A 14191-nucleotide genomic window follows, 5' to 3' on the forward strand; every position below is an offset into this window, starting at 1 on the left:
TTTGTTTCTGGCGTTTGCTGGTTTTCCAGTAATATCCGGCCCATGACAGCCTCCTCCTATATCGGGCGTTTCGCCCCCACGCCCAGCGGACACCTGCACTTCGGTTCCCTGGTCGCCGCCCTCGCCTCCTACCTCGACGCCCGTGCCAACCAAGGCCGCTGGCTGATGCGCATGGAAGACCTCGACCCGCCACGGGAAGAGCCCGGCGCCCAGGCCGCAATCCTGAATGCCCTGGAACGCTATGGTTTTGAATGGGACGGGGAGTTGGTCCGACAAAGCGAGCGGCACGATGCCTACGCTGAAGTGCTCAACCGCCTGTTCAATCATGGCCTGGCCTACGCCTGCACCTGCTCGCGCAAGCAACTGGAGCCCTATGCCGGGATTTATCCGGGACTGTGCCGCAATGCCGGGCATGACCAGCAAGATGCCGCCATCCGCCTGCGAGTGCCGGAGTTGGAGTACCACTTTACCGACCGCGTACAAGGCAAATTCCGACAGCATCTGGGTCGCGACGTAGGCGACTTCATCATCCGCCGTCGCGACGGCCTGTATGCCTACCAACTGGCGGTAGTCCTCGATGATGCCTGGCAAGGTGTGACCGACATCGTGCGTGGCGCCGACCTGCTCGACTCCACGCCGCGCCAACTGTATCTGCAAGAACTGCTGGGCCTGCGCCAACCGCGTTACCTGCATGTGCCGTTGATCATCCAGCCGGACGGTAACAAGCTGGGCAAATCCTACCGCTCACCGCCCTTGACCACTGACCAGGCCACGCCTTTGCTGTTAAGAGCACTGCGCGCCCTGGGCCAGCCGGCGGGCGACGAACTGCACCACGCCAGCCCACGGGAACTGCTGGATTGGGGCATTCAACACTGGGATGCCACACAGATCCCGCGCACACTCACGCTGGCCGAAGCGCAATTGCGCTGAAGGCGCTTGCAGCTTGCGAGCCATCCGTTACCATCGCCGCAGTTTTTCAATCAGAGGCCAACATGTACATCTATCGATTGGTCCTGCTGCTGGTCGTCGGGATCTACCTGTTTTCTCCCGCCATCATGGATTGGTGGATCGACGCCACAGGCGCCTGGTACCGGCCCTATCTGCTTTGGCTGATTCTGATCGTCGTGACTTTCATCCTGCAGAGCCAAAAAGATGCCGATGAGCTTTAGCCTGACCGAGATGCTGCTGATCAGCGCCGCCTACCTGGCCGCGTTGTTCGGGGTAGCCTGGATCAGTGAACGTGGGATGATTCCGCGGGCGATCATTCGCCATCCGTTGACCTACACCTTGTCGTTGGGCGTGTACGCGAGTGCCTGGGCGTTTTATGGCACCGTGGGCCTGGCCTATCAGTATGGATACGGCTTTCTTTCGAGTTATCTCGGGGTGTCCGGCGCGTTTTTGCTGGCGCCGGTGCTGTTGTATCCGATCCTGAAAATCACCCGCACCTATCAGTTGTCGTCCCTGGCCGACCTGTTTGCGTTCCGTTTTCGCAGTACCTGGGCCGGTGCACTGACCACGATTTTCATGCTGATCGGCGTGCTGCCGTTGCTGGCATTGCAGATCCAGGCCGTGGCCGACTCCATCAGCATCCTCACCCGCGAACCGGTGCAACACCGCGTGGCATTGAGCTTCTGCGCACTGATCACTCTGTTCACGATTTTCTTCGGCTCACGGCATATCGCCACCCGTGAAAAACATGAAGGACTGGTGTTTGCGATCGCGTTTGAATCGGTGATCAAGCTGATCGCCATCGGCGGCGTCGGTCTGTACGCGTTGTATGGCGTATTCGACGGCCCGCAACAGCTGGAACTGTGGCTGCTGCAAAACCAGACCGCCCTGGCCGCACTGCACACGCCGTTGCAGGAAGGCCCATGGCGCACGCTGCTTTTGGTGTTCTTCGCCTCGGCGATTGTGATGCCGCACATGTACCACATGACCTTCACCGAAAACCTCAACCCGCGCTCGCTGGTCAGCGCCAGCTGGGGCTTGCCGCTGTTCCTGCTGTTGATGAGCCTGGCGGTGCCGCTGATCCTGTGGGCCGGCCTGAAACTTGGCGCCACCACCAATCCCGAATACTTCACGCTGGGCGTGGGCATTGCAGCCAACAGCAAATCCCTCGCATTGCTGGCCTATGTCGGCGGATTATCGGCCTCCAGCGGGCTGATCATCGTCAGTACCCTGGCGCTGTCGGGGATGGCGCTGAATCACCTGGTGCTGCCGCTCTACCAGCCGCCGGCCGAAGGCAATATCTACCGCTGGCTGAAATGGACCCGCCGGGCCCTGATCGTCGCGATCATCATGGCCGGCTATGGCTTCTACCTGTTGCTGGGTGCAGAACAGGACCTGGCCAACCTGGGCATCGTTGCCTTCGTTGCCACCTTGCAGTTCCTGCCGGGCGTGCTGTCGGTGCTGTACTGGCCGACCGCCAACCGCCGAGGCTTTATCGCCGGTTTGCTCGCCGGGATCCTGGTATGGACCGTGACCATGCTGCTGCCGCTGGTGGGCAACCTGCAGGGCTTCTACATCCCGCTGCTGAACATGATCTACGTGCTGGATGACACCAGTTGGCACATGGCGGCAATTGCCTCGCTGGCGGCCAACGTGCTGATGTTCACCCTGATCTCGCTGTTCACCAACGCCAGCCCCGAAGAAACCAGCGCTGCCGAAGCCTGCGCAGTGGACAACGTCCGTCGCCCGCAACGCCGCGAACTGCACGCGGCCTCACCCCAGGAATTCGCCACGCAACTGGCCAAGCCGCTGGGCGCCAAGGCCGCACAAAAGGAAGTCGAGCAGGCCCTGCGCGATCTCTACTTGCCGTTCGACGAGCGCCGGCCTTATGCCCTGCGCCGCCTGCGGGACCGTATCGAAGCCAACCTTTCCGGCCTGATGGGCCCGAGCGTGTCCCAGGACATGGTCGAGACCTTCCTGCCCTACAAGGCCGGCGGCGAAAACTACGTGACCGAAGACATCCACTTCATCGAGAGCCGGCTGGAGGATTACCACTCCCGCCTCACCGGCCTTGCCGCCGAACTCGACGCCCTGCGCCGCTATCACCGCCAGACGTTGCAGGAACTGCCGATGGGCGTCTGCTCCCTGGCCAAGGATCAAGAGATCCTGATGTGGAACAAGGCCATGGAAGAGCTCACCGGCATCGCCGCCCAACGTGTGGTGGGCTCGCGCCTGAACACCATTGGCGACCCGTGGAAAGAATTGCTCCAGGGCTTCATCAACCTGCCCGACGAACACTTGCACAAACAGCACCTGGCGCTGGATGGCCAAACCCGCTGGCTCAACCTGCACAAGGCCGCCATCGACGAGCCACTGGCGCCCGGCAACAGCGGCCTGGTGCTGCTGGTGGAAGACCTGACCGAAACCCAGATGCTCGAAGACAAGCTGGTGCACTCCGAGCGCCTGGCCAGCATCGGGCGCCTGGCCGCGGGTGTGGCCCATGAAATCGGCAATCCGATCACCGGTATCGCCTGCCTCGCGCAAAACCTGCGGGAAGAGCGCGAAGAAGACGGCGAAATCATCGAAATCAGCGGGCAGATTCTCGAGCAGACCAAGCGTGTTTCGCGCATCGTGCAGTCGCTGATGAGCTTTGCCCACGCGGGCGCCCATCAGAATCACGACGAAGCGGTGTGCCTGGCCGAAGTGGCCCAGGATGCCATTGGGCTGCTGGCCTTGAACCGGCGCAATTTCGAAGTACAGTTCTTCAACCTGTGCGACCCGGAACACTGGGTCGACGGTGATTCACAACGCCTGGCCCAAGTGCTGATCAACCTGCTGTCCAACGCCCGCGACGCATCGCCGGCCGGCAGCGCAGTACGGGTCAAGAGCGAGGCTTTCGAGCACACGGTCGATCTGATCGTCGAGGACGAAGGCAGCGGCATTCCACAGAACATCATGGATCGATTGTTCGAACCCTTCTTCACCACCAAGGATCCGGGTGAAGGTACCGGTCTGGGCCTTGCACTGGTCTATTCCATCGTTGAAGAGCATTATGGACAAATCACCATCGACAGCCCGGCTGACACCGAAAGCCAACGCGGCACCCGTATTCGGGTGACCTTGCCGCGTCATGTCGAAGCGACGTCCGCTGTGAACTGAGACCGTCGAGAGAGTTGAATCAATGCCGCACATTTTGATCGTCGAAGACGAAACCATTATCCGCTCTGCCTTGCGTCGCCTGCTTGAACGTAATCAGTACCAGGTCAGCGAAGCCGGCTCGGTGCAGGAAGCCCAAGAGCGTTTCAGCATTCCCACGTTCGACCTGATCGTCAGTGACCTGCGTTTGCCAGGCGCCCCCGGCACCGAGCTGATCAAGCTCGGCCAAGGCACTCCGGTGCTGATCATGACCAGCTACGCCAGCCTGCGCTCGGCCGTGGACTCCATGAAGATGGGCGCGGTGGACTACATCGCCAAGCCCTTCGATCACGACGAAATGCTCCAGGCCGTAGCGCGAATCCTGCGTGACCGTCAATCGGCCAGCAGCGCACCGGCTGAACGCCCGGCAGCGGGCAAGGCCGCCAATGGTTCTGAAAAACCCGGTATTGATAACAGTAACGGCGAAATCGGCATCATCGGCTCCTGCCCACCCATGCAGGACCTGTACAGCAAGATCCGCAAAGTGGCGCCAACCGACTCCAATGTACTGATCCAGGGCGAGTCCGGTACCGGTAAAGAACTGGTGGCCCGTGCCCTGCACAACCTGTCCAAGCGCGCCAAGGCACCGATGATCTCGGTGAACTGCGCGGCGATCCCCGAATCCCTGATCGAATCCGAATTGTTCGGCCATGAAAAAGGCGCCTTTACCGGCGCCAGTGCTGGCCGTGCGGGTTTGGTTGAAGCCGCCGACGGCGGCACGCTGTTCCTCGACGAGATTGGCGAGCTGCCGCTGGAAGCCCAGGCACGCTTGCTGCGGGTACTCCAGGAAGGCGAAATACGTCGCGTCGGTTCGGTACAGTCGCAAAAGGTCGACGTACGACTGATTGCGGCCACTCACCGTGACCTGAAGAGCCTGGCCAAGATTGGCCAGTTCCGTGAAGACCTTTATTACCGCCTGCACGTGATAGCTCTCAAACTGCCGGCCCTGCGTGAGCGCGGCGCCGACGTCAACGAAATCGCCACGGCCTTCCTGGCGCGCCAGAGTGCGCGCATCAACCGTACCGACCTGAAGTTTGCTGCCGATGCCGAGCAGGCGATTCGTCACTACTCCTGGCCGGGTAACGTGCGGGAGCTGGAAAACGCGGTAGAGCGTGCGGTGATTCTGTCGGAGAGCCCGGAAATTTCCGCCGAGCTGCTGGGGATCGATATCGAGCTCAGCGACCTGGATGATGATGACTTCATCGGTTTGCCACCGCAGCAAGGTGGCGGCAGTAATAACAGCCACGAGCCGACAGAAGATTTGTCACTGGAAGATTACTTCCAGCATTTCGTGCTGGAGCACCAGGACCACATGACCGAGACCGAACTGGCGCGCAAACTGGGCGTCAGCCGTAAATGCCTGTGGGAACGGCGCCAGCGCCTGGGTATCCCGCGGCGCAAGACCGGGGTTGCCAGCGAAAGCTGAGTGGGTCGCCCCCACAGGTAACACCCGCAGATGTGAAAAAACTGTTACCGCTGATTTTTCACGTAACAAAAGCCGGGGCTTACGGTAACGAAGCCCCGGCTTTTTTTCGCCTACAAAAAACCCGAAAACGCCCCAAACCCCTTATTTTGCTGGGCCTCGCAAAAGTTGGCACGCACCCTGCTATATGCTTAGTACAAAAACAATAACAAGCAAATGTACAAGACAATAAAAATAAGACGAATCGACTCACGCATAACAAAAACAACACGGCGGAGGCGCAGCTAACTGATTCTTTTGGAGAGGCGTTGCATTTGGGGCTTGCCCCGCAACCAGGCCGAGAACAACAAAAACTGCCCTAAGGCAGAGCCTGAACTGGTTGGATCGTAGATCAGCAACACAGCGACCAAAGCAATCCGTTTGCTCTTGGCTCCCGATTGGGAGTGTCATGAAGGTGAAGCTTCATGGCGAGGGCGATCAACAAAAACAAGAAGCCCGCAACCAATAATAAAAATAGAGCACGCAACTACTTCTGGGGGAGCTTCGGCTCCCCTTGTAGTTTCCGCGATTTGGCACCTGCCACCCTTCTTTTAAGCTTCTGGCTCAAGCCTTGCAGCTAGTTCCTACACCATCCCCTGACTAAATGCTAGAATCCCGGCCCATCATGCGGTCATTCTTCGTTATGGCCGAACATTCCTTCAAACAGTGCATCCCATGCTGAAGAAGTTGTTCCAGTCATTCCGTTCTCCCTTGCGTCGTACGCAACACAAACGCAGCACGCCTGAAGTGCTCAATAGCAGCCAGCATTCGCTGCAACGCGCCCAGTTCAGCCGTTATGCGGTGAACATCGTCGAACGTTTGCAGAACGCCGGCTACCAGGCCTACCTGGTTGGCGGTTGCGTGCGCGACATGTTGCTCAATATCACTCCTAAGGATTTCGACGTCGCCACCAGCGCCACGCCGGAACAAGTGCGTGCCGAATTCCGCAATGCGCGGATCATCGGCCGGCGCTTCAAGTTGGTGCACATCCACTTTGGTCGCGAGATCATCGAGGTCGCGACCTTCCGCGCCAACCATCCGCAAAACGATGAAGAAGAAGACACTAACCAGTCTTCCCGCAACGAAAGCGGGCGCATCCTGCGGGACAACGTCTACGGCACCCTGGAAGAAGACGCGCAGCGCCGCGACTTCACCATCAATGCCCTGTATTACGACCCGGTCAGCGAGCGCATTCTCGATTACGCCAATGGCGTACACGACATCCGCAACAACCTGCTGCGCCTGATCGGCGACCCGACGCAACGCTACCAGGAAGACCCGGTGCGCATGCTGCGGGCCGTGCGTTTCGCCGCCAAGCTGAACTTCGGCATCGAGAAGCACACGGCCGCGCCGATTCGCGACCTGGCGCCGATGCTGCGGGAAATTCCCTCGGCACGCCTGTTCGAAGAGGTGCTCAAGCTGTTCCTCTCCGGCTATGCTGCCGACACCTTCGAAATGCTGGTAGACCTGCAGTTGTTCGACCCACTGTTCCCGGCCAGCGCCGAAGCACTGGAGTACAACCCGACCTACACCCACACGCTGATCAGCGAAGCCCTGATCAACACCGACCTGCGCATCAAGCAGAACAAACCGGTAACCCCGGCGTTCCTGTTTGCCGCCCTGTTGTGGCCAGCGCTTCCAAAACGCGTCATGCGCTTGCAAGACCGTGGCATGCCGGCAATTCCGGCCATGCAGGAAGCCGCTCACGAGCTGATCGCCGAGCAATGCCAGCGCATCGCCATCCCGAAACGCTTCACCATGCCGATCCGCGAGATCTGGGACATGCAGGAGCGCCTGCCACGCCGCAGCGGCAAACGCGCCGACCTGCTGCTGGACAACCCGCGCTTCCGTGCCGGCTATGACTTCCTGCTGCTGCGCGAAAGCGCCGGCGAGCAGACCGACGGCCTGGGCGAATGGTGGACCGACTACCAGGACGCCAACGACAGCCAGCGCCGCGAGATGATCAAAGAGCTCAGCAGCAAAGGCGAAGCCACCGGCGATGGCCCGAAAAAACGTCGTCGCAGCAGTGGCAGCAAGCGCAAACGCAGCGCTGGCGATTCATCGAGCGCGTCGGGCGAGTAAGCACGTGGAACGTATCTACGTCGGCATGGGCAGCAACCTGGCTGCCCCTGAACAACAATTGCGCGACGCCATCGAGGCCCTCGCGCAATTGCCGGACACCACGCTGGCGGGCGTCTCCGCCTTCTATCAAAGTGATTCCCTGCTCCCGGGCCAGCCGCGCTATACCAATGCGGTCGCGGCCCTGGACAGCGCCCTGGCACCACTGGAACTGCTCGATGCGCTGCAAGCCATCGAGAATGACCAGGGCCGCGAGCGTCTTGAGCGTTGGGGCCCGCGCACCCTGGACCTGGATATCCTGGTGTTTGGCGACCGGCTGATCGATGAGCCGCGCCTGAAGGTGCCGCACTATCAAATGCACCTGCGGGCGTTCGTGCTTTACCCGCTGGCAGAACTGGCCCCGGCCAGCCTGCAACTGGCCGATGGCCGCCTGCTCGGCGACCTGCTGGATGCCTGCCCGTTTGTCGGCCTGGAACGCCTGCCTTCAAACCTGTAGGAGCGAGCTTGCTCGCGAAAAACCTGAGAACACCGCTGGGCGCCAGGCTTCCCGCGTCATCATTGACGACCTTCGCGAGCTAGCTCGCTCCTGCATTTACTACGCATCATTTACTGCTGAATCGCATCAGTAACAGCGGTAACACCACCGCCGTAACAATGCGGTAACACATCCAATTGACTTCCAGAGTCCTCCTCACGACTATAGGCGTCCCGCTGCCGCCTACCCGGCGCTAAAGGGCGCAATCCAGGCCTTATAAGCACTGATCCTTAAGAAAGTGCGCCTGTATAAACGAAGACTCACGCGCGTTACTCGCTGTTTCCAAGCGCCTGAATGAGGACCCTTTTCATGCCAAACGTTACCCTGAGCACCTTGCAGAGCCTCAAGCTCAAAGGTGAAAAGATCACCATGCTGACCTGCTACGACGCCACTTTTGCCCAGGCCAGCAGCCAGGCAGGAGTTGAAGTGTTGCTGGTGGGGGACTCCCTGGGCATGGTTCTACAAGGGAATGACAGCACCCTGCCCGTCACCAACGATGAAATCGCTTACCACACGGCCTGCGTCAAACGCGGCAACGAAGGCGCCTTCATCATTGCCGACCTGCCCTTCATGGCCGATGCCACCATCGAACAGACCCTGACCAACAGTGCTCAACTGATGCGTGCCGGTGCACACATGATCAAGGTTGAAGGTGCCGCCTGGCTCGCCGAGTCAATTCGTTTGCTGGCTGAACGCGGCGTGCCGGTTTGCGCGCACATGGGCCTGACGCCACAGTCAGTGAATATCCTCGGCGGCTACAAGGTACAAGGCCGCGGCGAAGCCCAGGCGCGCCAGATGCGGGCCGATGCCATCGCCCTTGAACAGGCCGGTGCGTGCATGATTCTGCTCGAATGCGTGCCAAGCGAGCTGGCAGCGGAAATCACCCAGGCCGTTAAAGTACCGGTGATCGGTATCGGCGCCGGACCTGCCACAGACGGCCAGGTATTGGTACTGCATGACATGCTGGGCCTGTCCCTTACCGGCCGCGTACCCAAGTTCGTGAAGAACTTCATGGCGGGCCAGGACAGCATCCAATCAGCCCTCGCCGCCTATGTCAGCGAAGTCAAAGCCATCACCTTCCCGGGCGCCGAACACGGATTCTCCGCATGAACACCGTCAAGACCGTGCGCGAACTGCGTGCCGCCGTCACCCATGCCCGCAGCGCGGGCAAACGCATCGGCTTCGTGCCCACCATGGGCAACCTGCACAGCGGCCATGCCACGCTGGTCACCAAGGCTGCGCAACAAGCCGATTTCGTGGTGGCGAGCATTTTCGTCAACCCGCTGCAATTCGGCGCCGGCGAAGACCTGGACAAGTACCCGCGCACCCTGGCGGCTGACCAGGAAAAGCTGCTTCAAGCCGGTTGCAACCTGTTGTTCGCCCCGACCGTCGAGGAGATGTACCCCGACGGCATGGCCGGCCAGACTCGCGTCAGCGTGCCGCAACTGTCCGAAGGCCTGTGCGGCGCCAGCCGGCCCGGGCATTTTGAAGGCGTGGCCACGGTGGTCAGCAAGCTGTTCAACATGGTCCAGCCGGACCTGGCGATCTTTGGCCAGAAGGACTACCAGCAACTGGCGGTGATTCGCGCCATGGTCCATGACCTGAACATGCCGATCCAGATTATCGGCGAGCCGACCGTGCGCGCCGACGACGGCCTCGCGCTGTCGTCGCGCAATGGTTACCTCACCGACGAACAGCGCGCGATCGCACCGGTGCTGTACCGCAGCCTCAGCCAGATCGCCGCCGCCATTGAAGCGGGCGATCGCGACTTCGCCAAACTGCGCGCCGCACAGGTCCAGCAAATCGAAGCGGCAGGTTTTCGCATGGACTACCTGGAGGTTCGCCAGGGCCTGCACCTGCGTCCGGCCACCGCCGAAGACAAGGACCTGGTGATCCTGGTCGCCGCCTACCTGGGCGCCACCCGGCTGATCGACAACCTGCATCTGCACCTGAACTGACCCCGCCGCACACCCCGCCTGTTGCACTGCCTGATCGGCCGGTATAAAAAAGTACCGGCCACAGCGCAGACAAAGCCAAGACAGATCGACACGCTAGGTTTAATGTATTCGCCCTACGCTCTTCGTTGGCGTTGACCGGAGCCTGTCATCTTCACAAAGACAGGACATTCCCGGCTTTCAAGTGTCCTAAAAGCAGTCCCAGCAATAAAAAGGAAACCCGCAGCGATGGCGTACTACCGCACTCCTCATGACGTTACCGCTCTGCCCGCCTGGCAAGCGCTCAATCAACATCGCCAAGCCATGCAGGATTTCAGCATGCGCGAAGCCTTTAATGCCGATCCCCAGCGCTTTACCCAGTTCACCTTGAGCAGCTGCGGACTTTTCCTCGATTACTCGAAAAACCTGATCACCAGCGAAACCCGCGACCTGCTGGTAGGCCTGGCCAAGGAAGTCGACCTTCAGGGCGCGATCAAGTCGCTGTTCAACGGCGAGCCGGTCAACTCTTCCGAAGGCCGCCCGGCGCTGCACACCGCACTGCGTCGCCCGGTGGGTGACAAGCTGTCGGTCAACGGCGTGAACATCATGCCGGACGTGCACAAGGTGCTGAACCAGATCACTGACCTGGTCGGCCGCATCCACGACGGCCTGTGGCGTGGCTACACCGAGAAGCCGATCACCGACGTGGTGAACATCGGTATCGGTGGCTCGTTCCTCGGCCCGGAGCTGGTGTCTGAAGCGCTGTTGTCCTACGCCCACAAAGGCGTGCGCTGCCATTACCTGGCGAACATCGACGGCAGCGAGTTCCACGAGCTGACCATGAAGCTGCGCGCCGAGACCACGCTGTTCATCGTCTCGTCAAAATCCTTCAACACCCTCGAAACCCTGAAAAACGCCCAGGCCGCCCGCGCCTGGTACCTGGCCCAGGGTGGCTCGGAAGCCGAGCTGTATCGCCACTTCATCGCCGTATCGAGCAACAACGCGGCGGCCGTGGCCTTCGGTATCCGCGAAGAGAACATTTTCCCGATGTGGGACTGGGTGGGCGGTCGTTACTCGCTGTGGTCGGCCATCGGCCTGCCCATCGCGCTGGCCATCGGCATGTCCAACTTCAAGGAACTGCTGTCCGGCGCCTACACCATGGACCAGCATTTCCAGACCGCTCCATTCGAGGCGAACATGCCGGTGCTGCTCGGCCTGCTGGGCGTGTGGTACGGCAACTTCTGGGGCGCGCAGAGCCACGCAATCCTGCCGTACGATCACTACCTGCGTAACATCACCAAGCACCTGCAACAGCTGGACATGGAATCCAACGGCAAGAGCGTGCGCCAGGACGGTACGCCGGTTTCCACCGACACCGGCCCGGTTATCTGGGGCGGCGTAGGCTGCAACGGCCAGCATGCTTACCACCAGCTGCTGCACCAGGGCACCCAACTGATCCCGGCCGACTTCATCGTGCCGATCGTCAGCTTCAACCCGGTTTCCGACCACCATCAGTGGCTGTACGCCAACTGCCTGTCCCAGAGCCAGGCCCTGATGCTCGGCAAGACCCGCAGCGAAGCTGAAGCCGAGCTGCGCGACAAGGGCATGGACGAGGCCGAAGTGCAGAAGCTGGCACCGCACAAGGTGATCCCGGGCAACCGTCCGAGCAACACCATTGTGGTTGAACGCATCAGCCCTCGCCGTCTTGGCGCACTGGTGGCGATGTATGAACACAAAGTGTTCGTGCAAAGCGTCATCTGGGGCATCAACGCGTTCGACCAGTGGGGCGTGGAGTTGGGCAAGGAGCTGGGCAAAGGCGTCTACAACCGCCTGACCGGCACCGAAGAACAGCCTGCGGACGACGCGTCCACCCAAGGGTTGATCAACTACTTCCGCGGCCGTCACCGCGGTTGATGGTATCAGCACTACAATGAGGGTCTGAACCTGCGGGAGCGGACCCTTGTAGGAGCTGGCTTGCCAGCGATGCAAACACCTCGGTGAAACTCACTACCGAGGTGATGCAATCGCTGGCAAGCCAGCTCCTACGAGGGTCGCAAAGCTCCCCTCTTGTCGCAAAAAACAAGAATAAGGATCCCTCATGTTCGATATCAGCACGTTCCCCACCGCCGATGCCGTCCGCCGGGCTGCGCAACTCAGTCAAGAGGACTACCAGCGCCTCTACCGCCAATCCGTCGAGCAACCCGATACGTTCTGGGCCGAACAGGCCAAGCGTTTTCTCGACTGGACCACGCCCTGGCAGACCGTCCAGAAATCCGACATCAAGACCGGCGCCGCCCAATGGTTTGCCGGTGGCCAACTGAACGTCAGTTACAACTGCATCGACCGTCACCTGGCGCAACGTGCCGACCAGCCGGCCTTCATCTGGGAAGGCGATGATCCTGCAAAGTCTTCCAAAATCACCTACCGCCAACTCCACCAAAACGTCAGCCGCCTGGCCAACGTGCTGAAAAGCCGTGGCGTGAAGAAAGGCGACCGGGTGTGCATCTACATGCCGATGATTCCCGAGGCGGCCTACGCGATGCTGGCCTGTACGCGGATCGGTGCGGTGCATTCGGTGGTGTTTGGCGGATTCTCGCCGGACGCCCTGCGCGACCGCATTCTCGACGCCGATTGCCACACGGTGATCACCGCCGATGAAGGCGTGCGCGGCGGCAAGCCGGTGGCGCTGAAACAGAATGTCGACAAGGCTCTGGCCAGTTGCCCGGGTGTCAGCACGGTACTGGTGGTGCAGCGCACTGGCGCGGCAGTCAATTGGACTGAAGGGCGCGACCTCAAGTATCAACAGGCCCTGGATGCAGCCAGCGACGACTGCCCGCCCGAGCCGATGGATGCGGAAGACCCGCTGTTTATCCTCTACACCTCCGGCAGCACCGGCAAACCCAAAGGTGTGTTGCACACCACCGGCGGTTACCTGCTGCAGGCTGCGATGACCTTCAAGTACGTGCTCGATTACCGCGAAGGCGAAGTGTTCTGGTGCACCGCCGATGTCGGCTGGGTCACCGGCCACAGCTATATCGTGTACGGGCCACTGGCCAATGGTGCGACCTCGCTGATGTTCGAAGGCGTGCCGAGCTACCCGGACAGCTCGCGGTTCTGGCAGGTGATCGACAAACACAAGGTCAACATCTTCTACACCGCGCCGACCGCGTTACGCGCGCTGATGCGGGAAGGCCACGGGCCACTGGAAAACACTTCCCGCGCCAGCCTGCGCCTGCTGGGCAGTGTCGGCGAGCCAATCAACCCGGAAGCCTGGGACTGGTACTTCAATGCCGTGGGCGAACAACGCTGCCCGATTGTCGACACCTGGTGGCAGACCGAAACCGGCGGCATCATGCTCAGCCCGCTGGTCAGCGCCCAGCGGATCAAGCCCGGCTGCGCTACCCAGCCGATGTTTGGCGTAGTGCCGGTGCTGCTTGATGAGCAAGGCAAGGAAATCAGTGGCGCCGGCAGCGGCGTGCTGGCGATCAAATCCAGCTGGCCAGGGCAAATCCGCAGCGTGTACGGCGACCCTCAGCGGATGATCGACACCTATTTCAAACCCTATCCCGGCTACTACTTTACCGGCGACGGCGCGCGGCGCGACGAGGACGGTGACTACTGGATCACCGGCCGCATCGACGACGTGATCAACGTTTCCGGGCACCGCATCGGCACCGCCGAAGTCGAAAGCGCCCTGGTGCTGCATGATCAGGTCGCAGAAGCCGCGGTGGTCGGTTATCCACACGACGTAAAAGGCCAGGGCATCTATGCCTTCGTCACGCCCATGAATGGCGTCGAGCCCGACGACGCGCTGAAAAAGCACCTGCTGGACCTGGTCAGCAAGGAAATCGGCAGCTTCGCCAAGCCCGAGCTGATTCAATGGGCGCCGGCCTTGCCGAAAACCCGCTCAGGCAAGATCATGCGGCGGATCCTGCGCAAGATTGCCTGCAACGAGCTGGACAGCCTGGGAGATACATCCACACTGGCCGACCCGAGCGTGGTGGACGGCCTGATCGACAAGCGCCTCAACCGCTAGGA

At 60.9% G+C, this 14191-nt stretch carries 10 protein-coding genes; all 10 read left to right on the forward strand.

What is annotated here, in order from left to right:
• Positions 1–42 precede the first annotated feature (42 nt).
• The 10 genes from gluQRS to acs all read left to right on the forward strand — a co-directional run bounded on the left by gluQRS (position 43) and on the right by acs (position 14189).
• Positions 43–930, forward strand: a complete 888-nt coding sequence (gene gluQRS, locus HX824_RS14360) for a tRNA glutamyl-Q(34) synthetase GluQRS (RefSeq protein WP_102368086.1) — start codon at positions 43–45, stop codon at positions 928–930.
• Positions 931–992: 62 nt separating this feature from the next.
• Complete coding sequence (locus HX824_RS14365) at positions 993–1169, forward strand: hypothetical protein (RefSeq protein ID WP_003176118.1); 177 nt, start codon at positions 993–995, stop codon at positions 1167–1169.
• A complete protein-coding gene (locus tag HX824_RS14370; RefSeq protein WP_023659379.1) occupies positions 1153–4107 on the forward strand; it encodes a sensor histidine kinase in 2955 nt (984 codons plus the stop codon). Before HX824_RS14365 ends, HX824_RS14370 begins: the two co-directional genes overlap by 17 nt.
• A 22-nt stretch (positions 4108–4129) precedes the next feature.
• Positions 4130–5569, forward strand: coding sequence for a sigma-54 dependent transcriptional regulator (locus HX824_RS14375; protein WP_003212159.1), 1440 nt, complete (start codon positions 4130–4132; stop codon positions 5567–5569).
• 711 nt (positions 5570–6280) lie between these two features.
• Positions 6281–7687: a polynucleotide adenylyltransferase PcnB gene (locus HX824_RS14380; RefSeq protein WP_003212161.1), complete on the forward strand. Its 1407-nt coding sequence runs from the start codon at positions 6281–6283 to the stop codon at positions 7685–7687.
• A gap of 4 nt (positions 7688–7691) precedes the next feature.
• Complete coding sequence (gene folK / locus HX824_RS14385; RefSeq protein WP_003212163.1) at positions 7692–8180, forward strand: 2-amino-4-hydroxy-6-hydroxymethyldihydropteridine diphosphokinase; 489 nt, start codon at positions 7692–7694, stop codon at positions 8178–8180.
• Between the two features lie 348 nt (positions 8181–8528).
• The gene (gene panB / locus HX824_RS14390; protein ID WP_177054701.1) at positions 8529–9329 is read left to right on the forward strand and encodes a 3-methyl-2-oxobutanoate hydroxymethyltransferase; all 801 of its coding nucleotides are present in this window, start codon (positions 8529–8531) and stop codon (positions 9327–9329) included.
• Positions 9326–10177 carry a pantoate--beta-alanine ligase gene (gene panC, locus HX824_RS14395; protein ID WP_003212166.1) on the forward strand — a complete coding sequence of 284 codons (852 nt, stop codon included), beginning with the start codon at positions 9326–9328 and terminating at the stop codon, positions 10175–10177. The genes panB and panC overlap by 4 nt, the downstream gene beginning before the upstream one ends.
• A gap of 225 nt (positions 10178–10402) precedes the next feature.
• Complete coding sequence (pgi, locus tag HX824_RS14400; RefSeq protein WP_076013744.1) at positions 10403–12067, forward strand: glucose-6-phosphate isomerase; 1665 nt, start codon at positions 10403–10405, stop codon at positions 12065–12067.
• A gap of 184 nt (positions 12068–12251) precedes the next feature.
• On the forward strand, positions 12252–14189 hold the full coding sequence (acs, locus tag HX824_RS14405) for an acetate--CoA ligase (RefSeq protein ID WP_177054702.1): 1938 nt from the start codon (positions 12252–12254) through the stop codon (positions 14187–14189).
• Positions 14190–14191 lie beyond the last annotated feature (2 nt).

The sequence above is a fragment of the Pseudomonas sp. D4002 genome, assembly GCF_013385665.1.
Taxonomy (GTDB): Bacteria; Pseudomonadota; Gammaproteobacteria; order Pseudomonadales; family Pseudomonadaceae; genus Aquipseudomonas.